This is a genomic window from Dyadobacter sp. UC 10, from assembly GCF_008369915.1.
GTDB lineage: Bacteria > Bacteroidota > Bacteroidia > Cytophagales > Spirosomataceae > Dyadobacter.
In genome coordinates this window covers 3,569,140-3,593,485 of record NZ_VSRN01000001.1, presented here as the reverse complement: position 1 = coordinate 3,593,485, position 24,346 = coordinate 3,569,140, and the positions used below count along the sequence as shown (strand labels likewise).

General features: G+C 45.4%; 20 protein-coding genes. 13 read left to right on the top strand and 7 right to left on the bottom strand.

Annotated features, from left to right (window positions below; translation table 11 throughout):
• Positions 1 to 13: 13 nt before the first annotated feature.
• Positions 14 to 1,204: a molybdopterin molybdotransferase MoeA gene (locus FXO21_RS14805; RefSeq protein ID WP_149640795.1), complete on the bottom strand. Its 1,191-nt coding sequence runs from the start codon at positions 1,202 to 1,204 to the stop codon at positions 14 to 16.
• 474 nt (positions 1,205 to 1,678) lie between these two features.
• On the opposite strand from FXO21_RS14805, the gene FXO21_RS14800 reads away from it, so the two are divergent.
• The 5 genes from FXO21_RS14800 to FXO21_RS14780 all read left to right on the top strand — a co-directional run bounded on the left by FXO21_RS14800 (position 1,679) and on the right by FXO21_RS14780 (position 6,060).
• The gene (locus FXO21_RS14800) at positions 1,679 to 2,431 is read left to right on the top strand and encodes a lytic transglycosylase domain-containing protein (RefSeq protein WP_225865697.1); all 753 of its coding nucleotides are present in this window, start codon (positions 1,679 to 1,681) and stop codon (positions 2,429 to 2,431) included.
• A 131-nt stretch (positions 2,432 to 2,562) separates the two neighbouring features.
• Positions 2,563 to 3,009, top strand: coding sequence for a peptidylprolyl isomerase (locus FXO21_RS14795; RefSeq protein WP_149640793.1), 447 nt, complete (start codon positions 2,563 to 2,565; stop codon positions 3,007 to 3,009).
• 295 nt (positions 3,010 to 3,304) lie between these two features.
• Complete coding sequence (locus FXO21_RS14790) at positions 3,305 to 4,300, top strand: mevalonate kinase family protein (RefSeq protein WP_149643503.1); 996 nt, start codon at positions 3,305 to 3,307, stop codon at positions 4,298 to 4,300.
• Between the two features lie 184 nt (positions 4,301 to 4,484).
• Entirely contained in the window at positions 4,485 to 5,348 is an 864-nt protein-coding gene (gene galU / locus FXO21_RS14785; RefSeq protein WP_149640792.1) for a UTP--glucose-1-phosphate uridylyltransferase GalU, read from the top strand.
• 22 nt (positions 5,349 to 5,370) lie between these two features.
• A complete protein-coding gene (locus FXO21_RS14780) occupies positions 5,371 to 6,060 on the top strand; it encodes an SDR family NAD(P)-dependent oxidoreductase (protein ID WP_149640791.1) in 690 nt (229 codons plus the stop codon).
• Position 6,061: 1 nt separating this feature from the next.
• Here FXO21_RS14780 and FXO21_RS14775 read toward each other — a convergent pair whose 3' ends face one another.
• Positions 6,062 to 6,448 carry a hypothetical protein gene (locus tag FXO21_RS14775; protein ID WP_149640790.1) on the bottom strand — a complete coding sequence of 129 codons (387 nt, stop codon included), beginning with the start codon at positions 6,446 to 6,448 and terminating at the stop codon, positions 6,062 to 6,064.
• A gap of 19 nt (positions 6,449 to 6,467) precedes the next feature.
• Positions 6,468 to 7,772 (bottom strand): hemolysin family protein, encoded by a 1,305-nt coding sequence (locus FXO21_RS14770; protein ID WP_149640789.1) that lies wholly within the window; start codon positions 7,770 to 7,772, stop codon positions 6,468 to 6,470.
• Between the two features lie 512 nt (positions 7,773 to 8,284).
• On the opposite strand from FXO21_RS14770, the gene FXO21_RS14760 reads away from it, so the two are divergent.
• The 3 genes from FXO21_RS14760 to FXO21_RS14750 all read left to right on the top strand — a co-directional run bounded on the left by FXO21_RS14760 (position 8,285) and on the right by FXO21_RS14750 (position 13,217).
• Entirely contained in the window at positions 8,285 to 11,728 is a 3,444-nt protein-coding gene (locus FXO21_RS14760) for a DUF7133 domain-containing protein (RefSeq protein ID WP_149640788.1), read from the top strand.
• 113 nt (positions 11,729 to 11,841) lie between these two features.
• On the top strand, positions 11,842 to 12,876 hold the full coding sequence (locus FXO21_RS14755; RefSeq protein WP_149640787.1) for a hypothetical protein: 1,035 nt from the start codon (positions 11,842 to 11,844) through the stop codon (positions 12,874 to 12,876).
• Entirely contained in the window at positions 12,873 to 13,217 is a 345-nt protein-coding gene (locus tag FXO21_RS14750) for a DUF6984 family protein (RefSeq protein ID WP_149640786.1), read from the top strand. The genes FXO21_RS14755 and FXO21_RS14750 overlap by 4 nt, the downstream gene beginning before the upstream one ends.
• Before the next feature lie 5 nt (positions 13,218 to 13,222).
• On the opposite strand, the gene FXO21_RS14745 is transcribed toward FXO21_RS14750, so the two are convergent.
• Both FXO21_RS14745 and arfB read right to left on the bottom strand, forming a co-directional pair.
• Positions 13,223 to 14,464 (bottom strand): MFS transporter, encoded by a 1,242-nt coding sequence (locus FXO21_RS14745; RefSeq protein WP_149640785.1) that lies wholly within the window; start codon positions 14,462 to 14,464, stop codon positions 13,223 to 13,225.
• 25 nt (positions 14,465 to 14,489) lie between these two features.
• The gene (gene arfB, locus FXO21_RS14740) at positions 14,490 to 14,897 is read right to left on the bottom strand and encodes an alternative ribosome rescue aminoacyl-tRNA hydrolase ArfB (protein WP_149640784.1); all 408 of its coding nucleotides are present in this window, start codon (positions 14,895 to 14,897) and stop codon (positions 14,490 to 14,492) included.
• A gap of 306 nt (positions 14,898 to 15,203) precedes the next feature.
• On the opposite strand from arfB, the gene FXO21_RS14735 reads away from it, so the two are divergent.
• The 3 genes from FXO21_RS14735 to FXO21_RS14725 all read left to right on the top strand — a co-directional run bounded on the left by FXO21_RS14735 (position 15,204) and on the right by FXO21_RS14725 (position 18,142).
• The gene (locus FXO21_RS14735; protein ID WP_149640783.1) at positions 15,204 to 16,544 is read left to right on the top strand and encodes a DUF6600 domain-containing protein; all 1,341 of its coding nucleotides are present in this window, start codon (positions 15,204 to 15,206) and stop codon (positions 16,542 to 16,544) included.
• Entirely contained in the window at positions 16,477 to 17,673 is a 1,197-nt protein-coding gene (locus FXO21_RS14730) for a GntR family transcriptional regulator (RefSeq protein ID WP_225865696.1), read from the top strand. Before FXO21_RS14735 ends, FXO21_RS14730 begins: the two co-directional genes overlap by 68 nt.
• Before the next feature lie 88 nt (positions 17,674 to 17,761).
• On the top strand, positions 17,762 to 18,142 hold the full coding sequence (locus FXO21_RS14725; RefSeq protein ID WP_149640782.1) for a VOC family protein: 381 nt from the start codon (positions 17,762 to 17,764) through the stop codon (positions 18,140 to 18,142).
• Positions 18,143 to 18,210: 68 nt separating this feature from the next.
• Here FXO21_RS14725 and FXO21_RS14720 read toward each other — a convergent pair whose 3' ends face one another.
• A complete protein-coding gene (locus tag FXO21_RS14720) occupies positions 18,211 to 19,494 on the bottom strand; it encodes a TIM barrel protein (protein WP_149640781.1) in 1,284 nt (427 codons plus the stop codon).
• Between the two features lie 66 nt (positions 19,495 to 19,560).
• Positions 19,561 to 21,684, bottom strand: coding sequence for a bifunctional aldolase/short-chain dehydrogenase (locus FXO21_RS14715; protein WP_149640780.1), 2,124 nt, complete (start codon positions 21,682 to 21,684; stop codon positions 19,561 to 19,563).
• A 264-nt stretch (positions 21,685 to 21,948) separates the two neighbouring features.
• Between FXO21_RS14715 and FXO21_RS14710 the strand changes: the two genes are divergently transcribed.
• Both FXO21_RS14710 and FXO21_RS14705 read left to right on the top strand, forming a co-directional pair.
• Positions 21,949 to 23,385, top strand: a complete 1,437-nt coding sequence (locus tag FXO21_RS14710; RefSeq protein ID WP_149640779.1) for an MBOAT family O-acyltransferase — start codon at positions 21,949 to 21,951, stop codon at positions 23,383 to 23,385.
• Between the two features lie 4 nt (positions 23,386 to 23,389).
• On the top strand, positions 23,390 to 24,334 hold the full coding sequence (locus FXO21_RS14705; RefSeq protein WP_149640778.1) for a hypothetical protein: 945 nt from the start codon (positions 23,390 to 23,392) through the stop codon (positions 24,332 to 24,334).
• Positions 24,335 to 24,346 lie beyond the last annotated feature (12 nt).

The following is a 24,346-nucleotide window of genomic DNA, read 5'->3' as shown; positions in this document are numbered from 1 at the left end:
CTATCTGACTAAATTAAAATGGCAGCAAATGCACTTCTACCAAATCTCCCGCCGCCACCTTGTTCTGGCTGACAGGGAGATAAATAATTGCATCCGCCAGCGCAAAAGAGCGGATTGAAAACGATTCCTGTCCGTCGAGCGGAATTACAGAATCGTCCGCTATCGACGCCTTTAAAAATTCGTCGCGCTCACCGTCAAATGAATAACCATATTTGACCGGCAACTGCAATGCTTTCAAAAACAAATCCGTCCTGCCCGTCATTTTCCTGATCGCTGGCAATACATATTCATAGTAACACACCAGAGAGGATGCAGGATTCCCTGGCAAGGCGAAAAATAACTTTTCATCCTTTTTAGCAAATAGCAAAGGCTTGCCTGGTTTCTGTCTTACCTTGTAAAAAACGGTCTCTGCCCCGACCGCATTCATCGCCTCTCCTACGAAATCGTAATCTCCTACTGAAATTCCACCCGACGCCAGCACTATGTCGTTTTTTTCCACAAGTTTTTGCAACTCGGTGATGGTCGTATCAAGATCGTCGCCGGCGTAGCGGATTTCGATTTCCCTCAGCCCCTCTTGTTTCAATGCCGCGGCTATCATGCCGGAATTTGATTCGAATACCCTGCCAGCGACCATCGGCTCACCGGGCTTCAAAAGTTCGTCTCCCGTAATCAATAAGCCGATTTTCGGCTTTCTGCACACCTGAACATCAGTAATTCCCAGCCCCTGCAAAAAAGCGATACCGCCGGGTGAAAGGTAAGTTCCGGCTGTCAAAGCGGTAGTCCCCGCCATAATTTGCTGACCGATCCTTCGCACGTTCTTGCCCTCAGGAACCGGAAATTCATCGATAAAAACCTGCCCGCCCGCAACACGCGTGTGCTCCTGCATTATTACCGCAGTTGCGCCATCGGGAACGGGTGCGCCGGTAAAGATCCGCATTGCAAAACCGGGAGTAAGATTTTCCAGCTCCGTTTGTCCCGCCTTTGACTCGCCTTTCAATTGCAAGCCGGTACCAGCAGCGCTGATATCCGAATGCAGGATCGCGTAACCGTCCATCGAAGATTGCCTGAATGAAGGGAGGGACAGTGGCGCATTTATGTTTTCAGCTAGTACATAACCCACAGTATCAGCCAGTTTCCTGGTTTCCGGCGGCAAGACCGCCGCATGGGCAACAATTAATTGCTTCGCCTCGTTGACTGTAACCATATTCTAATAAAGAAGAAATGCAAGTTAGAATATTAGGGCTTTCAAAACCTTTTTTGCTGGGCAGTTTGTGTATAAAATCTTCAAAATCCAGCAAGGATAGCATTTTAGTACTAATTCCACATACGTGCAAATTTGCCTAAATAATTGTAAATCAAGCCAAAAACGGAGATATACTTTTTGTAACCCTTACTAAAATTATATCTGGCACGAAATTTTACGTTTCGCGATCACCGGTAATCACCCACTAATATTCCTAGCGGGTAACGATTCCCAGGTAATTTGACTGGCGATAGAGATCTGGGCCAAATACTATACCCTTTGTTTAGTGCTAATTAAAAATAATCAATTCACTGGAAATGAGTATTTTAGTAAAATTTGAAATATTTTAAATTCAATACCGTTATCTTTGCACCCCGGCTTTAAGCCAAGTAATATGTTTCACGAAATACAAAATGAATGATTAAACTTATCTTTATGGCCTTCTCAATCGCAATAATGGGCAATGAACCTGTGAGCGAGGTGGAGCTTGAAAAGAAGGAGCTGAAAGAAACAACAATCATTGATTCAGATCTTCTTGCTATTGACTTTTGTGGCGAAGCCGTTCCACTATCAGAGCTTCGAATCGCTGAGCGATACCAGAACATGATCAGAAATTACGATAATCCATCCTTTCGTAAGCTGATGACGAAGACCCAAAAAAGAATGCGCATTATCGAGCCTATTCTTAAAAAGTACGGAGTACCAGCCGATTTTCAATACCTGCCGCTCATCGAGAGCGCAATGAGTAACCAGGTTACTTCACACAAAGGCGCAGGAGGCTACTGGCAGTTCATGCCATCCACAGCAAAATATCTTGGACTGGTAGTAAATGAAACCAGGGACGACCGCAAGCATCTTGTAAAATCAACGCATGCAGCGGGCAAATACCTTCGCGAATTATATCGCCAGCTGGGCTCCTGGACATTAGTAGCAGCTGCTTACAATGCTGGCCCCACGCACATTCAAAACAGGATGGATTCCCAAAACAAGGACGATTTTTTCAAATTGCGCCTGAATTCTGAAACCGCTAAGTATATATACAAGATTCTGGCTGTAAAGGAATGGTTCTCCAATCCTGAAAGAAGCCGCGAATGGGGAAGTGGAGAGGTTTTGACACGCTTAACTGATTTCAAATCAGAGCAAAAGAAGGCAGAACTTGATTTGGCTAAGGTTGCAGCCGATTCATAAGCAATATCTTTTTATTGAGTATCATGCAAAGAAAAGGACTCATTCTCCTTTTCTTTGTGTTTTATACCACCAGCACCCAAATGCAAGGCTGGAATCTCAGCTTACTTTTCAAAATCTAGATTCTCTTTAACATGACAAAAGCGGAAATGATCACTGATAAGGGCACTATGCTCATCGAATTTTACGATGAAGACGCGCCGGGGACAGTGAAAAACTTTGTTGACCTTTCTAAAAAAGGTTTTTATGACGGATTGATTTTTCACCGCGTAATTCCTGACTTTATGGTGCAGGGTGGTGATCCTACCGGAACAGGACGCGGAGGCCCCGGATACAAAATCAAATGTGAGCTGACAGGTGGCAACCAATACCACGACCGCGGCGTACTTTCGATGGCGCACGCAGGACGTGATACAGGTGGGTCCCAATTCTTTATCTGCCACAGCCGAAATAACACGGCGCACCTTGACAGGAACCACACTTGTTTTGGAAAAGTAGTAGAAGGTGTTGATACCGTTGATCTGATCCGTCAGGGAGATAAAATTCAAAAGATCACAATTATTGAAGAGCAGGAAGCCTGATTTCCTGTTCGATTATAAGACAAAAGAGGGTGTCAAAGATTTCCTTGGCGCTACTCCGCTAAATGGCTGGACAATTTAACTTGCTTTGCAAATTGAATTATCCAGCCATTTGCAATATCGATTTAGTCAGGCGGAAATCACCAGAGGTTCTGAGCCTCCTCCCTCCACATCGTTTTTGTTTCAGGACGACCTGCATTTTTTTTCAATAAGATTGACCTGCACAAAATTAGGTACAGGGGTAAAATGGCTTTGTATCGTCAATTAGTTATTACTTTTGGCAAAAAAAGATTCTACTTTGATCATTGAGACACGCGCTTATGCCCGCGCAGGGTTACTAGGCAATCCATCTGACGGTTTTTTTGGAAAAACAATATCCATTTCGGTCAGAAATTTTGGTGCATCCATTTCGCTTTATGAATCTCCCGAACTGAACATTGAGGCTCAGCCGCAGGATTTAAGCACATTCCGAAGCATATTCCATTTGCGGGATACGGTCAGTATGTTGGGCTACAATGGTGGAATTCCATTGATCAAAGCCGGAATCAAGAAGTTCGGAGATTATTGCGAAGAACAAGGCATCCGCCTGCCGAACAAAAACTTTACTGTACGTTACCGCTCCTCCATTCCCCGGCAGGTTGGAATGTCCGGGTCCAGTGCAATTGTAGTAGCGCTTTTCCGGGCATTGATGCAATTTTATAAGGTTGAAATTCCTTTGGAGATCCTTCCGCAGCTGGTAATGGTTACCGAAACCGAAGAATTGGGCATCACTGCCGGGTTGCAGGATCGCGTTATTCAATGCTATGAGGGCTGTGTTTATATGGATTTTGATAAAAACATGATCGAAGAAAAAGGTCATGGACTTTATGAACGACTTAATCCTGAATTGCTGCCAAAACTTTATGTAGCCTATAATACCAATCTCAGCAAAGTATCAGGCAAGGTCCACAGCGATGTGCGAACGCGTTACGACCGTGGCGAAGCCCAGGTAATCGACGTACTTGGCCAGATTGCACAAAAGGCTGAGGACGGAAAAAAAGCTCTGGTGGAGGGCCGCGCCGACGATTTGCATCAGTTGATGAATGAAAATTTCGACCTGCGCTGCCAGATATATAACGTACCCGAGTCAAATAAAAAACTGATCAACGCAGCCAGGGCTTGCGGCGCATCGGCCAAATTCGCCGGGTCAGGCGGGACCATTATCGGAATTTACCGAGACGACGATATGCTGAACCAGCTTTTTGTACAATTGAAAAAGTTTAATGCCAGGGTTATTAAGCCGTTTGTGGTTTGAGTTTTTAGCTTTTAGCTTTTAGCTTTTAGCTTTTAGCTTTTAGCTTTTAGCTTTTAGCTTTTAGCGATAAACTCTGGTCTTAGACGCGCAGTTTCAATTTTAAAAAATACTTTTTATTTAATGCATGGCTGAGAGCCAATTGCTAACAGCTAAAAGCTAAAAGCCATAAAAATCCAACCTGAATATGATTCGTAAAGCCGTTATACCTGCTGCCGGACTTGGAACCCGGTTTTTACCAGCTACCAAATCGATGCCGAAGGAAATGCTTCCTATTATCGACATTCCTACTATTCAATATGTAGTGCAGGAAGCTGTTGACTCGGGAATTGAAGACATTCTGATCATTTCAGGCAAAGGAAAAAGAGCGATAGAAGATCACTTCGACCGGAATGTGGAGCTTGAAAGTCGCCTGGAAGAGAAGGAAGACCTGCTCTGGTTCAATGAAATGCGCCGTCTGGCTGATATGGCCAACGTTCATTTTGTTCGACAAAAAGAAGCCAACGGACTTGGAGACGCCATTTACTACGCCAGACATCACGTTGGTAATGAACCATTTGCAGTATTATTGGGAGACACAATCATGGACTCCGTAATCCCCGTTACACAGCAATTAATGGACACTTACGAGCAATATGGCGGATCGGTGATCGCAGTGGAGGAAGTCCCAGCCAATAAGGTAAACAGATATGGTATCGTGGGCGGAAAAACGTTGAGCGATTTCATCATGGAGCTTTCAACGCTCGTTGAAAAGCCAGCGATTGAAGCCGCACCATCCAACCTTGCAATAGCTGGCAGGTATATCCTGACTCCGGAAATTTTCAATACCATTGAACAAACGCCAAAAGGAAAAAATAACGAGATCCAGCTGACAGACTCGCTGCTACTGCTTTTGAAACGCGAAAATATCTATGCCCACCATATTGAAGGCAAGAGGCACGATATAGGCGACAAGCTCGACTACCTGAAAACGACAGTGGAATTTGCATTAAAAAGGAAAGAATTCGCTGAGCCCTTTCGAAAATTCCTGATCGATATTTTAGAAAAATAGTCTTTAATATTTGACCATAACCATGCAAAAACAGATCATTTTAAGCGGTGCCACCGGCAATCTGGGAGGAGAAGTCGTAAAAAAACTGGTTGGGCTTGGTTATGGTTTACATATTAATTTGAGGGCTCGTAGTGTAGCAAAGGATTTTGAACAGGAATCAATATCAACTTATCCCGCTGATTTATCCGATGCAGACCAGGCGGCTAAATTTGTCGAACATGCGATCAGCAAAGCGGACAGGATCGATGCGGGTGTTTTCCTGGCCGGTGGTTTCGCACCCGGGAAACTTGCCCAAACCAAACCGGAGGATATAGAGAAGATGATCATGATGAACTTCTTCACGGCATTTAATCTGGTAAAACCGCTAAAAGAACATTTCCAGGCGAATGGAGGAGGCCAGTTCCTATTTATCGGCGCACGCCCCGCATTGGTCCCTTCGCAGGGAGCAGCAAGTTTCGCATATACTTTATCAAAGTCCCTGTTGTTTCAGATGGCCGAGATGATCAACTCCGAAGGCAAATCCGGCAACATCACGGCTTCTGTAATCGTACCCAGCATTATTGACACGCCTGATAACCGGGATGCAATGCCGGACGCCGATTTCAGCAAGTGGATAGCAACTGGCGATATGGCCGAAGGTATCGCTTTTGTACTTAGCGAAACGGGCAGTAAATTGAAAGAAACTGTTTTGAAACTCTACAATAAGGCCTGAGCTATTCCTTTTTGGGCTCGTAATCGATTTCAATTACCCGCATTCCGCTTTCATCCACCTCGCCGATCATCACGCGTTCAATATTACCCGCCTTTTCCTTTACCTCAGCCTCTGCTGTTTTCTTATTTTTTACCTTCCTTCCATTCAAATAATATGTCGTACTATCCGCAGGATAATTGAAGGCATCATAGTAGCGTGATATCACCTTATAAGTAGGCTTCTGTCCGGCAGCTGCGGCACGAGGATCTACATGATCATAAATTTCCTTCCGGTTGCCCCTGATCTGCTCGTACGTTGGAAAAGTATCCTGTTTCTTGCTCTTCTGGGCAAAAGTATCTTCCAAATTCCAGAAAAAAAGTAATGCGAGAACGATCTGGATTTTCCTCATAGCCGGTTTTAGTAAGAGGTTAAAATAAATTCTGGTTATCCAATAACGTAATTTTCACCTGACTGATCATACTACGCTGCTTTTTCAGCACAGCAAACTCATAATGCCTGGTCTTGATCTTCTCTCCGACGGATGGAATGCGTCCGAACTTCCAGATCAGATATCCGGCCAGCGTTTCATATTCACTTTTCTTGCTTAGGTCGTGCGGCAGACAATCGTTCAAATCCTGAATCGAGATAGATCCCTGGGCGGTGAAACTGTTATCTCCCTCATTTTTGAACACAGGGGTCTCGTTATCATATTCATCCTGAATCTCGCCGACCAGTTCTTCCAGAATATCCTCCATTGTAATAATGCCATCGACTCCCCCATATTCATCCACGATGGCCGCCATTTGCTGACGGTTCACCTGAAAGTCACGCAGCAATGCACCGATTGGCTTTGATCCGTGAACCGTAGAAATGGGCCTGATCAGTTCCTGTAAGACAATATCCTTTCCCTGGCGCATTTTCAACAACAGGTCCTTCAAATGCAATACCCCGACAATCTGGTCCAATGTATCTTCATAAACCGGAATCCTCGAATATCCTTCCTCGATAATCTTTTCCAGTTTAGCCTCATTAAAATCGTTCATATCCACGCCCACAACTTGCGGCCTGGGGATCATGACTTGCCTGGCCAGGCGCTCCGAAAAATCGAAAGCATTTTTTATTAGGTCATAATCAGCGGCTTCTATCATGCCGCTCTCTTTTTGCTGCTGCACCAGGTACCTCAGCTCGTCGCTGCTGTGGACTTCACTGCCGTGCGAAGGCGTAATACCTACTGCTTTTAAAATGAAATTGGCTATTCCATTCAGTACCCAGACAATCGGCCTGAAGATAAGAAAGAAAATGTGCAGAGGATAAGACAGCACCAATGTCGTCGCTTCGGGTCGCTGAATCGCAATAGATTTGGGCGCCAGCTCTCCAAAAACAATATGCAGTACTGTAATGATGGCAAATGCAGCTGGCAGGGCAATCTGGTGCGCAAGTTCCGGATCGAGGGAAATACCCACCAGTTCCATCGCACTGATCAGGATTTTAGAAACAACCGGCTCTCCGATCCATCCCAACCCCAGACTTGCCAGCGTAATCCCAAACTGGGTAGCAGCCAGATAACCGTCAAGATTTGAAACGATTTGTTTCGATAAAATGGCCACTTTATTTCCCTCCTGCGCCTTTTGTTCCAACTGCGATGCCCTGATTTTGACAATAGCAAACTCAGCAGCTACGAAGAAACCATTCAACAGAACGAGTACTAATGTGATTAAAACCTGGATAGCCATTCAAGTATGTTAAAGTGTATTAAACCGCGCACTATGCTGCATTTTAACAAAAAATTGTACCATTGTGAAATGCGGATCATGTCCCGGTGTTTTAATGGTAATTTGAAGATGATTAGATTTATACTGGCCTGTTTGGTCGGTTTGAAAGTAAAAGAAATAACTAGAGCACGTTATGATACTTCGTTCCCCATCATCTGTATTACCACGCACTCTGGATGAATTTCAATGCCAGCGTAAAAGTTGTCTGGCATGTTTATCCTGAAAACAAAGTAATCTACGTTACACCTCCCGCAAAAACGTCTCCATCTGTACGGATCTCGATCTATGCTCGGCTGCGCCGGTAATGCCGGATTTCGCAATCTCAGCCAGGGACTTACTTTCAAGTACTGCGTAAATAAAACTCGCCACTACTAATCGCTATCTTAGAAAAAGCTCAATTTTTCGAGCTTTTTGATTACTTTGTATGCGTTTTCTCAACGAAAACCCATTATTCCGCATAAGCAATCATCTCAATGATCCCCAAAATCCAATTCAAAAAACCTTTACTACTTCTTGCTGCGACCACGGTGGTTGTAGTATCCTGTATGAAAATGGCTCCCACCGGCTCGACTTACAAAGCTGGCAAGACTTCTAAGACAAACAGTACTGCGGTTGTGATCAAGGAAGATGCCGCAACAGGAAAAGCAAGAGCCAAAGAAATTCGTGAGAAAACTGCCATTAAACTTGCCGATGGACTGAAACTCGACTTGTGGGCCTCCGATTCACTCGCTCCCGACCCGGTTGCAATCGCTATGGACGATTGGGGAAATGTGTATCTAAACCGTACTAACCGACAGAAAAACTCTGAGTTCGATATTCGCGGCCACCGCAACTGGATGACCGCTTCCATTGCATTACAAACCGTGGAAGAGCGCCGGGCATTTTTGCGCAGCACATTTGCACCCGAAAAAAGCAAAGAAAACAGCTGGCTCAAAGACCTCAATGCCGACGGTTCACACGACTGGAAAGACCTTGCAGTAGAAAAAGATGAAGTTTGGAAAATCCAGGATACCGATAATGATGGTATTGCAGATATTTCAACAAGAATTCTGGACGATTTTTTCGAGGAGGTAAGTGACGTAGCCGGCGGTTTGCTGATCCGTGCGAAAGATGCTTTCGTGGCGATCGCGCCAGATTTGTGGAGATTAAGAGATACCAATGGTGACGGTGTTCTTGACGAAAAAACTTCGATCAGTCATGGTTACGGGGTACACATTGGTTTCGGGGGACACGGCATGTCAAACCCTATCGAAGGTCCTGATGGAAAGATTTATTGGAATATCGGTGATATAGGCGCCAATATTACCACGGCCGAAGGCGTAAAACATGAGCATCCAAACTCGGGTATCATTGCGCGCTCGAATCCCGATGGAAGTGATTTCGAGATATTTGCCCACGGTTTAAGAAATACGCACGAATTTGTTTTTGACGAATACGGAAACCTGATCAGCTCAGATAATGACGGTGATCATCCCGGCGAAAGTGAGCGATTGGTGCATGTGGTCGAAGGTTCCGACGCTGGCTGGCGGTCGAACTGGCAGTATGGAAAATACACGGATCCTAAGAACAACAGTTATAAAGTATGGATGGACGAGCAGCTGTACAAACCTCGCTGGGAAGGACAAGCTGCCTATATTATCCCTCCAATCCAGAACTTCAAAAATGGCCCGACCGGTATGCAATACAATCCGGGAACTGCATTGGGCTCGGAATGGAAAAACAAATTTTTCCTGGTCGAGTTTGTAGGTAACCCTGCCCGCTCGCCGATCTGGGCATTCGGATTGAAACCAAAAGGTGCATCATTCGTATTGAATGGCGAAAAAAATATCCTCTCCGGCATATTGCCAACCGGTATCCGTTTTGGGCCGGACGGTGCATTATATGTAGCTGACTGGATCAATGGCTGGGATACCAAAAATTACGGCCGCGTTTGGAAACTGGATGTTACCGAAGAGAAAAACGACCTGAAAGCATTGCGCGCCGAGACTAAAAAGCTGATGCAGCTTAACTATGCCGAACAAAACGATGAGAAGCTTCTGCAATTGCTGTCTAACCAGGATATGCGGATCAGGCAGAAAGCACAGTTCGAGCTGGCGTCGCGTGGCGCAAAAGGCGCTCCGGTACTAAGCAAGGCAATCGCGCAAACAGGTAATCAGTTTGGCCGGATTCACGGGATCTGGGGAATGGGGCAATTGGCAAGCGCTGACAAGTCTTACGCGAATGTGTTAATGACTTTACTTAAAGATTCAGACGAAGAAATTGCTGTGCAGGCCGCCAAAGTACTAGGCGACGCACGCATTGCAGAAGCTGGCCCGATGCTGATCCCGATGCTTTCGAGCAAAAAACCACGTGCGAAATTCTTCGCGGCACAAGCGCTGGGCCGCATTAAGTACAAGGATGCAGTAACGCCGATCCTGAACATGATCAAGGCCAATAATGACGAGGATTTATATATCCGCCACGCAGGCGTTCTTGCGCTTTCGCGTATCGGCGAAGCAGAACCTATCCTGGCTCTGGCCAACAGTCCTGAAAAGTCACTCCGGACAGCTGCTGTCCTGGTTTTACGCAGAATGAAAAACGACAAAATCAGCGTATTCCTACAGGATAAAGACGAATATATCGTAGCCGAGACGGCCCGCGCGATCAACGACGATCTGTCTATCCCCGGTGCGTTACCGGCACTTGCTGCAACATTGAACACCACCAAATTCAAATCTGAGCCCTTACTTCGCCGGGCGATTAACGCTGCATTGCGGGTAGGCGGAGATGCACAATTAAATGATCTGATCGCATTTGCGAAACGCACAGATGTGGATAAGGAAATCAGGGCGGAGGCGCTCGCCACATTGGGAACCTGGGCAAGTCCGTCGGTAATGGACCGGGTTGATGGTCGCTACCGCGGCGTGGTGGAAAGAAGCCCTGCTGCGGTGCAAGCTAAAATTCAGCCAATTGTGGCAGACCTATTACAGGAAACCGATCCCGCTATCCTAATCGCTACCGCTCAAATGCTGACAAACCTGGGCGCTCAAGATAGTAATGAGGCGCTTGCCAACATTTTCAGCGAAAATAGGGACCCGAAAGTACGTTCTGCAATGCTTGTTGCCCTAAATGATCTGAAATACGCTGGTATGGAAACGGTGATGAAAAAGGGAATGACCGACTCCGATGCAGATGTGCGTACCGCTGCGCTTGGTATGGTTGGAAATGTGACGATGTCAAAAGAAACGCTTACTGATATTTCAAACACAATTTTTGACAAAGGAAGCGTGCGCGAGCAACAGCAAATGCTGAAAGTATTGGGCAGCTTGCCGGTTGCCAAAACCGAGACTATTTTCACAGACCTGATCGGCAGGATGAGCGACAAAAAATTGTCCCCTAGCCTCGCATTAGATCTTGGCGAAGCAGTAGACTCTACCAAATCGACTACCCTGGCGGCGAAACTTGCGCCGATGCGTTCTGCAGGCGCTACTGTGGCAGATTACCAGGATGCCCTATATGGTGGAAATGCCCAGCTGGGCCGCCGCTACTTCCTGACCAACTCTGCTGCTGAATGTGCACGCTGCCACTCGATCGGCGGACAGGGTGGTGAAGTAGGGCCTTCACTTTCCAATATAGGAAATGTACTTACCCGCGAGCAGATTTTGCAGGCGCTTGTCGAGCCAAGCGCGAGGTTGTCACCAGGTTACGGAATGGTGATGCTGACTTTGAAAGACGGAACGAGTGCTGCCGGGATATTGGCGCAGGAAAATGAGCACGAACTTGTTCTTAAAACCTCCGAAGCCGAACCTTTGAAAATCGCCACTGCACGGATCGCCAAGCGCGAAAATGTACCTTCCAGTATGCCGCCGATGGGTTCCATCATGTCAAAACGGGAAATCAGAGATGTGGTTGAGTTTTTATCAGGATTGAAAAAATAATTTTAGATTGCTGGCCCGGACGAAAATCCGGGCTTTATTTTGCCCTTTCAGCCCGACTGGCAGGCCGCATCTGGCAGGCATAGAATTTATGTGCATCGACCTAAAAAATTGAAATGGAATTAGATAAGAAAGAGGCAGAAATAGTCAGCAAGGCCATTCAGTTTTGGGAAGAGGACAATAAGATCTCGAAAGAACAGGCAACCGACCTGCGCAACAGCTTTCAGCTCAGAAACTCGAATGTGGACGCTATCGCGATCTATGCGTTGATTTCTGCTATTTCCTGCGGATTACTTGCATTCGGCGCACTGGTAATCGATGAAAAGTGGATCGAAACGCTGCGTACCAAATGGGGTCTTTCCGAGAATATCTTCGGGATCGCATTCTCGCTGCTCGCAGCATTTTTTGTGTTTTTGGCTAAGAGAAGACAAATCAAATATCCGCAGGCACGCGCCAGTAATGAAGCTTACAATATCACGATCATCCTGACCGTCGCCATTGCCGTGACGTACTGGACCCGCAGCTTTTCCGACGCGAACAGTAACTATGCTGTACCCTTGCTCGTCACTGCCGTCGTGTATGGCGGCATAGCTATACTGTTACATTCTACATTACTTTGGACGGTTATGATCCTCTCCCTGGCAGGCTGGTGGGGCGCACAGACTTATTTTTGGTCAAATGGCGGCTATCGGTTCCTGGGAATGAACTACCCCATGCGCATGACCGTTTTCGGTTTAGTCCTCTGGAGTTTTTCCTGGGTAGTTGAACGCATCGATTCGCTGAAATTCGTCCGGGAAATTACCTATACAATCGGGCTTTTTCTATTTCTGCTCGCCGCGTGGACATTATCGATTTTTGGCAATTACGCCGACTGGGAGGGCTGGAAGGTTTTAAAACAGGGGCATTTCTGGTACTGGGCGGTTGCATTTACTATTTTGCTGGCAGGCTTACTTTACTACGCATTTAAAAACAGGCTGGACACCCTGCGCGATTTATGCCTGGTCTTTTTTCTGTTGAATATATATACCCGGTACTTCGAATACTTTTGGGACCGGACCAATAAAGGAATTTTCTTCGCGATACTCGCACTTTCATTCTGGTTTGTAGGACGAAAAGCCGAGCAATGGCGAAACAAAACCGTTTCCCGATGAATAATATCAGACCAATCAGACAGAACGAAAAGGATCTCATCGCCTATCTTTTGAACCAGGCAGGCCTTGCTATCAACAGCTTCGCAATCAATGAAAATGTGGAGGAATACGAGGGAGGCAAAATGGGTAGTATTAGTCTGGGAGGAAATGTAGACGCTTATGCGGGTGATATTATCCAGGCGGAATTCGTGGATCAGGATGATGTTCCGGTGGTGATCACATTGACCAAAGATGAAAGCGGCCAGTTGCTGGACCTGGATTTCTGGAAAACAGATTTCTCCAAACTACTCGAATATCCTACTCCTGAAAAATTGGTCTTTTCCGGAGAAACCGGTCAGTAATCTGCCTAGGATTCTTCATAATCTAGTTCCTTTCCATACGTCTCTTCCATTTTGGATAATGCAAGCAACGCGAGTGCAAAGCACAAGGCACCAACCAGTGCGCCGGATTGTAAAACACCCAGCTCCGGTTTTAGGAATTGAAACAGAGGTAATGTAAGCAAAACAGTAGCGCGCACATTGTTAGCAACCGATGTAGTTACGGTAGCCCGGAGATTAGTACCAAACTGCTCGGCTGTGGTAGTCAGGAACATGGCAATATACCCGATTGAAAATCCGAGCCAGGTATAACAAATGTAGAGCGTCGTGGCCAAAGAGATACCTCCATAAATCAACCAGATTACACCCGCAAAGGTCATTGTCATCATTAATAAAATCGCCTTCCTCCGGGAATGCAGCCACTGACTTAATATCCCGCTGAAAAAATCACCCGTAACCACGCCGATGTAAGTATACAATACGCAGCTTCCGGCTGGCACTTCTTCCGCAATTCCCAGCGCTTTCGCAAATTCATTCCCAAAAGTGGAATAGATACCGATTACCATATACGTAGGTAACCCGATACCCATGCAACGGATATAACGCACAAACCGTGACCATTTCGTAAAAATAGACCACCAGGGAATCGGTCTGCTACCCCTGTTTTCCAGACTTTTATTAAAAACCGTAGATTCCAGGACATTGAATCTCAATACTAAAAGAACAAGCCCCATTCCGCCACCGATAAAATAAGCTGTGCGCCAATCGGTCAGTTTTACGGCGAAGAATGCCGCGATCGCACCGGCTAGTCCTACACTGGCTACTACCGAAGCTCCGTAACCCCTAAGTTCTTTCGGAAGAATTTCGGCAATGAGCGTAATGCCTGCGCCCAGCTCTCCGGCCAGGCCAAAACCGGCGATAAACCTGAGCAGCGAATAGATTTCAATATTATTAGTAAATCCGCAGGCGATATTAGAAAGGGAATAAGTCAGGATTGAGCCAAAAAGTACCGAGCGCCGACCCAGCTTATCTCCAAGAATTCCCCACAAAAAGCCGCCGATCAACAGCCCGGCTTGCTGCCAGTTGTAAATGTTGGCGCCGATCCGTGAAATTTCCTCCTCGCTCAATCCGAGGTCTTTGAGGCTTGGGACTCTGACAATATTGAAAAGCAGCAGGTCGTAAACATCGACAAAATATCCCAGAGAGACGACAATGACGGGTATGGTAAATACTGCGCTGATTTTAGGTTGCGTAGAAGTAACGGAGTGCATCTTCAGATTAAATCAAAATCACTTATCATTCTTCAAAAGGCTTCCTGCGCAGTGACTTAACAACCGCATTGCGCTGCTTGCTTTTCATTCGGTCGATCCTGGACGCGGCTGTCGGGCGGGTTGGGTTTCGTTTTTTGGGGATGAAAGTCGCCTGCTTAATAATCTGATCAAACTTTTCAATCACCTTTTCTTTATTTGCAAGCTGCGACCGCTCGGTTTGGTGGTATAATACCAATACCTGCTCATTCGTTAACCTGGACGAAAGCTTACTTATCAACAATTCCTTTTCACTACCGGTTAATGCCGCGGAATTTTTCACATCGAACCTCAACTCAACTTTGGTCTCAACTTTATTCACATTTTGCCCTCCCGCCCCGCCGCTGCGAGCTGTCTGAAATGTCAGTTCTCCATGAAGGGCTTCCAGATTTATCATTATTCTGTTAAGAGATATTGTTAACGCTTGTTAATGTTTTTTGTAAAAATAGGGCTATAAGCCTGATCAATTGTCTCTTTGAAAATCAGTTTTCATCTAGTACTTATTTAACAATCAAGCTAAATAGCTCTTTTACAATATTTTGATGACATGAATGTCGCTTATTCGGTTTATAAAGTCCTGGCAAATGCATTCAGGCAACCTAATGCCCCGATTATTCGTCATAAAAGTGTTATTAAACCCGCTACAAAAAGTTAAGTCCAAGAAACGATTTTTAAATACAGAAAACAATTTAAACATATAGCCATGAACACCATGCGCATTTTTCGGATCCTCGGCCTGTTCTTTATCTTGTCAGGCGGTGTTTCGGTTTCCAACGAAACGCAGGCTCAGCCCGGGGTAAGTATTTCGTTCCAAACGTTTTACAACGAATTATCTCCCTACGGAAGGTGGGTGCGTAACCCGCAGTTCGGTTCCGTGTGGATACCCGATGTTCCGAGAGGTTTCCAGCCTTATTCGACCAATGGATATTGGGAGGTTACCGAATATGGTAACACCTGGGTTTCTGACTATGACTGGGGCTGGGCGCCCTTTCATTACGGTCGCTGGTCTTTTGATGATTACAATGGCTGGTTCTGGATCCCGGATTACGAATGGGGACCCGCCTGGGTAAACTGGCGATCAGGTGGCGGCTATTATGGTTGGGCTCCGCTGGGTCCCGGGATGAATGTGAATGTCTCTATTAATCTACCCTCGTTCTGGTGGGTTTTCGTGCCGCAGAGATATGTCAGCTACCGCAACTGGTACAATTACTGCCCGCCGCGTAGAAGAGTAACGCACGTTTACAACCAAACCGTGATCATCAACAACTATTATCGCAGCAACAACCGCACTTATGTATACGGCCCTAGAAGGGATGAAATTGAGCGGGTTACCAGAAGAAGTGTGCCTGTGCGCACAATTGATGCGACGCCCAATGGCCGCGGCCGTGTAATCGTTGCGGGAAACAACCGCGGCGATAACCGCTACGACTCACGGGACGATAGCCGGGGCGCAAGAAGCAGATCAGACCGGAATGGAGCTGTCATAGATGCAGACCGTAATAGTCGCGGCAGCCGTGGAAACAATGATTACAATGGAAATGAACGCATCGGCGGCGGCGTTGACCGCAGCGAGCGGGATGGAAATACAGATCGGAACGAACGCAATGGAAGCATTGACCGCAGCGACCGGAATGGCAGATTGAATGACAATTCCACTGAACGACGTGGAGATTCCCGCATTGAAAGTACGCCCAGAATTCCTTCTGAAGACCGGGAGAATATGAGAAACAGCCGCAACCGCGGAAATGCAGAACCTTCCGCGCCGGTTGAGAACAGAAATAATAACCGCTATGAAGCGCCACGCCAGCCCGAGCGCAGCAATCGCGAGTCAGGTAACCCTGGTTACAGCTCACCGAGAAGCGAAAGATCAAGCCGCCCGAGCAGCGCGCCTGTGAACCCAAATCCTTCCCGTGGTTCGTACGAAGCACCGCAACGGGCAAGTCGACCGGAAAGAAGCGCTCCCGAGCCACGCGGCAATGGCAGATCTTCCGGAGAAAATGGAGGAAGAGGGGCCAGTGAAAGAAGCAGCCGTAATCCCAGATAATGTCAGTGTTAAATTTGAAAGCCGCCCGAATCACAAGTTCGGGCGGCTTTTTTGCTATAATATGCAGGATAAAAGTGTTATTTTTAAGCCTATTCTAAACCCATTTTTAATGGAAATACAGTTTGATATCGAGTTCAAGGAGAGTGCACCCAAGTACATTCAGATCATCAAATCGCTCTTGCAGGCGATCAGTAAAGGCAAGCTGAAGAGAGGTGACAAAATCCCTTCAATTAACCAATTGAGTGAGGAATACCTGCTATCGCGCGATACCGTTGAAAAAGCATATAAACACCTGATTAAGGACGGCGTTCTGATATCGGTGCGGGGGAAAGGGTATTTTATTAATCGGGTGGATATTGAAACTTCACTCCGTATCCTACTGGTTTTCAATAAGATCAGCAACTATAAAAAACAGATTTACAATGCATTTGTAGAAAATATAGGAAGGAATGTAAATGTAGACCTGCATATTCATCATTCCAATACAAACATTTTCAAAAACCTGATCAAAAACAGCCTGGGTGAATATGATTACTATGTGATCATGCCGCACTTTTACGAAAAGGCCGAAGATGCGATCGAAACGCTAAAACTGATCCCTGCCGAGAAGCTGATATTACTTGATAAGGATCTGGAACTGGGTAGTAAAAAACATTCGTCCGTTTTCCAGAATTTTGAAAAAGATATTGTATCTGCGCTGAATGAAGCGATTGACCTGCTGAAAGTCTACCAAAAGCTGATATTGATCTTTCCTACGATCATCAGATACCCAAAGGAGATTATCAAGGGTTTTCGGATTTTCTGCATTCAGCACGAATTTCAGCACGAGATCATGTACGACTTTCACGAGAACAGCGTAGCCGTGAAAGACACTGCTTATGTGGTGATCGAAGAGAATGATCTGGTGAACCTGATCAAGAAATGTAGGGAGCAGCAACTGGTAATCGGAAAGGATATTGGTATTATTTCCTACAACGAAACGCCGCTGAAAGAGATTTTGCTGGATGGAATCACAACGATTTCGACGGATCACGAGCAAATGGGAAGAACTGCCGCCGAGCTGATCAATGAGAATAAAAGGGCAATTGTTAAAAATCCTTTTACGCTGATTAGGAGGAAGTCGCTTTGAAATAAATCGTATATTGCCCACAATCTCAACGTTCCTTGTCTGATAAAAACGTTTAAACAACTAAACTTTTTGAAACATGGAACTAAACATGGAAACACTTTCCGTAAACACCTTTGTAAAAGACATTCGCCGGACCATCGATTTTTACGGATTACTTGGCTTTAAGATATCCATGACGGTACCTGATAAAGGTGACCCTATTTGGGGAATGATGACTAATGGTGGGATTACCATTATGATTCAGAGTCTTGCTAGTTTGGGTAACGAGCTACCAGATATTGACAGAGCCAAGTCTGGTGGAACTCTGATTTTCTATATCAAGGTTACAGGTATTCGTAGTTTTTATGAAGAAATAAAAGATAAAGTAGAGATTGTAAAAACACTAGAAAAGGCTTTTTACGGCGCTACTGAATTCACAATTAAGGATATCGATGGATTCCACCTAACGTTTGCTGAAACGGAACGTTAGCTATAGCTACATGCTTTTATAAAGAGATTCTCCATTTGTGGGTACACTAGTAGAGAATCTCTTCATTTTTACAATCCCGTAGCCACGGTTAATCTCCCGCGCTCGTTCATTAATTCTGTTCTGACTTTCAAATTTCTGAACATTCCGATCGGATCCAGGGAACCACCACTCAGGCGCATGGATTCGCGAACCAGCGGACGAACATCCGTTCTGAATGCATTTTGCAGTATTTGCTGGGCAAGTACGACGTCATTTTCATTCCGCGCCTGTTCCAGTTTTTTACGATCAACGATCAGCGACTGTGCGTAAGCCAGCAAGATCGCTTCCACTGATTGCAGCAAATCTTCCAATGGATCTTTTACATTGTGGCTTGCGTCGATCATCCACGCATAAGTATCGCTTGCACGACCTGCGCGTTTCATGCCTTCTACCAATTCTACGAAGATCAAAAACAGCATATAGGGCCGAATGCTGCCGACAGTCAGGTCGTCGTCACCATATTTGGAGTCATTGAAATGAAAACCGGCCAAACGACCTTCCATCATCAATGTAGCTACAATCTGCTCGATATTGGCGTTGGGTAAATGGTGTCCCAGATCGACCAGTACATCTGCTTTCGGACCGAGTTTCTGGCAGAAAAGCAGTGAGCTGCCCCAATCCTGGATTACAGTTGAATAGAAATTAGGCTCGTAGGCTTTGTATTCCACATATACCTTCCAATCTTCGGGAAGTGCGGCATATATTTCTTGTAAAGATTCAAGCGTATTCTGGAAAGATTTCACAAAATTTGATTGCCCTGGAAAGCAGGAACCATCTGAAAGCCAGATCGATAATGCTTTTGAACCCAGCTCTTTACCATATTTGATCACTTCAATATTATGCTCGACCGCCTGCTTCCTTACCTTTGGATCTACGTGCGAAAGCGAGCCGAATTTGTAGGATTGCTCCTGGTCTTTCTGATCCTGGAAGGTATTGGAATTGACGGCGTCGAATTTTAGGTTTACAGACGAGGCCAGATCCATAATGGACTGTGCCTGTCCGGGAATATCCCAGGGAATATGCAGCGAAATAGAGCCGCTGGAACGGTTTAATGCATGCAGCAGACCAACATCTTCAATTTTTTCTTCCAGTGAGCGCGGCTCCCCTACCCCTGAAAATCTCCCAAAGCGGGTTCCACCGGTTCCCAGAGCCCAACTTGGAATAGCTACCTGGAAATCAGCCAAAGCTTTTACGATATCGTTGGCATTGATCCCCTGCTCTGCCAGTTGTTCTTTGGCAAAAATGAATTGATTGTTATGCCTCGACAGTAAGCCGTCGTTATGCTGGTCTATCTGATATTGTTCAATCTTCATGGGTAAACGAATTTAAATGGAACAAAAAAACCGGGGCTTTTTGGCCCCGGCACATTTCACTCAATTTTATCTCAGGAATGCAGCAGGTACACCTCCATCCACGTTAATCACGTTTCCGGTACTCTTATTCAGCAATCCACTTACAAAAATGTAAACTCCGTTCGCGATATCTTCCGTATGGATTTCTGCATTCAATACGGTCCTTTTTGCATAGTAAGCCGGTAATTCTTCTACCTTGATCCCGTACGCTTTGGCGCGACCGGCAGCCCAGCCACTTTCCCATATCTTGCTTCCGGCAATTACAGCGTCCGGATTCACTACGTTCACACGGATTCTATCAGGACCCAATTCAGCAGCCAATAGCCTCGACATATGTTGCTGAGCCGCTTTTGCAGTTCCGTAAGCCACATTGTTCGGCCCGGAAACGATACCATTTTTGCTCGCAATATTAATGATATCACCACCCAATCCCTGCTGACGCATAATCGCTACCGATTCCTGAGAAACAAGGAACTGGCCTTTTACCAAAACATCCTGCAGGATATCGTAGTCCTTGATAGTTGTTTCCGCGATTGGTTTGGAAATAGAAAGTCCTGCGCAGTTCACTACGATATCCAGGCCACCATATTTCAATTTCGTTGCGTGCAATGCCGCCTTGATCTGCTCGTCGTCGAGCACGTTTGCTATGGTAGTATCAGAGAAATCTTTTCCAAACCTGGCATCGAACTCGGCCTTAGTTTCCGCAAGCGCTTTTTCGTCAATATCAGAAATAACCACACAGGCTCCCTCCTGCAATAATTTTTGAGCAATCGCTTTACCAATACCTCCCGAACCTCCGGTAACAAACGCAACTTTGCGGGATACCGATTTTTCTTTCGGCATACGCTGCAATTTTGCTTCTTCCAGCAGCCAGTATTCAATATCAAAAGCTTCTTGTTCAGGCAATGAAACGTAAGATGAAATCGCTTCAGCGCCCTTCATTACATTGATTGCATTGATATAAAATTCAGCTGCTACGCGGGCAGTTTGCTTGTCTTTGGCAAATGAAAACATCCCAACTCCCGGCAGCAAAATAATAACCGGGTTCGGGTCACGAACCGCAGGGCTGTTATCATGCTTGCAGCGATCATAATATGCCTGATAATCTGCCCGGTATGCTTCAAATTGCGGACGGATCTGGTCTAATATCTCCTGATCTGTTCCAGCCAGTTTTTCGAAAGGAAGATCCAGCACCAGCGGGCGGATTTTTGTTCTCAGGAAGTGGTCAGGACAGCTGGTACCAAGTGGTGCCAGTTTTTCCAGGTCATTACTTGCAATATATTCCAGTACGCGCTCGTCGTCTGTAAAATGACCGATCATCGCCTGCTTGTCAGACGCCAGTCCGCGCAGGTAAGGAACCAGTTTTCCGGCGATTTCAGCGCGGCGTTCCTGAGGCTCACTTTGCAGCTTCGCTCCTCCGAAAACCGGGCGGTTTTTGCCGTAGTTTGCATTCAGATATTCCGAAGCCTTTTCAATGGTATCTAATGTATTGATGTACGATTCGTACGCAGTATCGCCCCAGGTAAATAATCCGTGTCCGCCTAATACGATCCCGCGAATACCAGGATTTTCGGCAAGAGCCTGTTCCAGCTGCAATCCGAGATCGAAGCCCGGACGCTGCCAGGGCACCCACGCCAGTTCACCGTTAAATAACTCCTTGGTGATCGCTTCCCCTTCTTTTGAAGCCGCGATTGCGATCAATGCATCAGGGTGCAGGTGATCAATGTGTTTGAAAGGAAGCAGTCCGTGCAGAGGCGTGTCAATAGAAGGCGCCTTTGATTTGAGGTCGTAAATGCAATGGTTGAAAAGCTCCACCATTTCATCTTCAAATTCCAGTCCTCTGTATATGTTTTTGAGGCTATGCAATCTGTCAACGTATAAACCAGCCAGTCCGCTTCTTGTTAATGTTCCAATATCTCCGCCTGAACCTTTAATCCACATTACTTCAACAGGATTACCGGTAAGAGGATCTTTTTCGATCGTTTTACAGCTGGTATTCCCGCCTGCGTAGTTGGTAAGTCGGAGGTCGGCCCCTAACAGATTGGAACGATAAAGAAGAAGTGCCACCTGATCGTCGCCGAGGGAAGCCGCTTTTTCATCATCCCATAAATAGCTTACATACCTATACTGGCTCACTTTAGAACTGCTCATATTCTTTTAGTTATATTATATTTAATCGTTTTGAGGTAAAGAACCTTAATTCCCAGAAAGGGTTTGCCGTGACAAATACTACTCTGAAAAGGCTCACAAGAATAGAAAACAAACCCCTGCACACCGTCCTGTTGTATCCTGCATGTAGAAATAAATTGAGAATAAATGGGAGAATTATAAGCTTATATCTTAGCGTTAAATAAGTTTAATTTGCAAAAGCTATGTTTGTGATTATTTTGGTCCGGCTGCAACTCTTCGTTTATCATGCTTTTCAACTCATTTGGCTTTGCCTTCTTTCTGCCTGTCGTTTTCGTTTTATACTGGTTCGTTGCAAATAAATCTCTTCGATACCAAAATATTCTTCTCCTGGTAAGCAGTTACTTTTTTTATGGTTGCTGGGATTGGCGCTTCCTGTTTTTGCTCGCATTCTCAACAGCTCTGGACTTTTACAGCGGTCTCAAGATTTACAACTCCAAATCAGATAAGGCTCGGAAACGATGGCTGATCACAAGTGTTGTAGTGAACCTGGGGTTCCTCGGCTATTTTAAATATTGTAACTTCTTCATTGAGTCCTTTGCCGATCTTTTAAAACTTGCGCATATTGATGCTCATTTTCAGACGCTGAATATCATCCTGCCCATCGGTATCTCGTTTTACACATTCCACGGCCTATCCTATGTGTTTGATATTTACAACAGGAAAATACAACCATCTGTAAACGTTGTTGAATATTCCCTTTTCGTCAGCTTTTTCCCTTTACTGGTAGCGGGCCCGATTGAGAGAGCTACACACTTACTTCCTCAGATTGAAAAAACACGACAGTTCGATTATAATCGCGCAATTGATGGACTAAGGCAAATGCTTTGGGGTTTTTTTAAAAAACTTGTCATCGCCGATGGATGCGCCGATTATGTTAGCATGGCTTTCTCCGACCCGGAAGGATATTCAGGAAGTACATTACTTCTGGGCGCAATCTTTTTTTCGTTTCAGATCTATGGAGATTTTTCAGGCTACTCAGACATTGCATTGGGTACAGCCAGACTGTTTGGATTCGAACTGCTGCGTAACTTCACATTTCCCTATTTTTCAAGAGATATTGCTGAGTTTTGGCGAAGATGGCATATTTCGCTTTCGTCGTGGTTTAAAGACTACCTGTATTTTCCACTTGGAGGGAGCCGTTTCGGCAAATTGATTAGTATACGCAACACGATGATCATTTTCATGGTGAGCGGCCTTTGGCACGGAGCCAGCTGGAACTACCTGATCTGGGGCACGTATCACGGTTTGCTATTTCTCCCATTACTGATTTTTGGAACCAACCGAAAACATACCGAGATCATTGCGAAAGGGAGACTAATTCCGTCTATTACAGATATGCTAAGCATCGCAACTACTTTTTTTCTGGTTATGATTGGGTGGATCTTCTTCAGAGCTCCTGACCTCACAACAGCTTTGGAATATTTAAGGGGAATATTTAATACAAGCTTGTTAACTCCGCCGGAACCGGTAAGCCATTCATTCCTATACGTTGCATTGGCCTTTATGATTATAGTGGAATGGTTCCAGCGGGAGAAACAGCATGGACTTGAAATCAAAACCGCGATACCGGCACCTATGCGCTGGGCCCTTTACGTTGCGCTCTGTTTGATCTGCATTGCTCATTTTAGACAGAATCAAGAATTCATATACTTCCAATTCTAAAATTATGAAGCTATTCCTACTAAAAATAACATTTTTTACCGCTCTAATATGTGCTATTCTCACTTGCTCTCTCTTTTTCCTTCCAAATAACAGAGCGACTGAAAGCATTTTAGGAGCACTTCCTGCTAAACATAAAATCTTGGCAAGCCAGCATTCCCCCAAAATAATATTTGTAGGGGGCTCTAACCTGGCGTTTGGCTTAGATTCAAAGACCATCCAGAAACAGATCGGAATGCCCGTTGTGAATACCGGAATTCATGCCAGTATCGGACTAAAGTACCAGTTAAATGATATTTTGCGATTTATCAAAAAGGGTGACATAGTGATAGTATCTCCGGAATATGGCCAGTTCTACACACGTACGTTCTATGGAAACACCGAACTTGTGTCAGTGCTTTTCGATATTTTTCCGCAGGGAAGAAACCTGGTAGATTTAAAGCAGTGGCACCGGTTATCTACTATTATACCTCAGTACGCCGCGTCAAAATTGAGGTATCACCGGTCTCATTCCTATAACAGGGAAGTCGGCGTTTACGACAAAAGAGCATTCAACGAATACGGCGACGCTTACATCCATTGGGGATTACCTGTAAGACGTGTTGCTGCAAGTAAACGTGAAACGGGGAAAGAGGTTATCAATAGTGATTGTGTAGCTTTCCTGCAGCTAGTTGAAAAAAAAATCAACGCGAAATCCGCGCAAATGTTCATTTTGCCGCCCGCTTATCAATCCAGCTCATATGACAACCAAGCTACTTTAATACAAAAAATCTTTAATGAATTGTCTGATAAAGGATTACCAGTTCTCGCAAATCCAGCTAAATACAGGTTTGCCGATTCGCTTTTTTTCGATACAAATTACCACTTGACGAAATCGGGAGTAGATCTCCGGACAAGCATGGTAATCGACAATTTAAAGCAGGCTAACCTCTTCCAAGCGATTCACAATTAGCCTGGATGACAA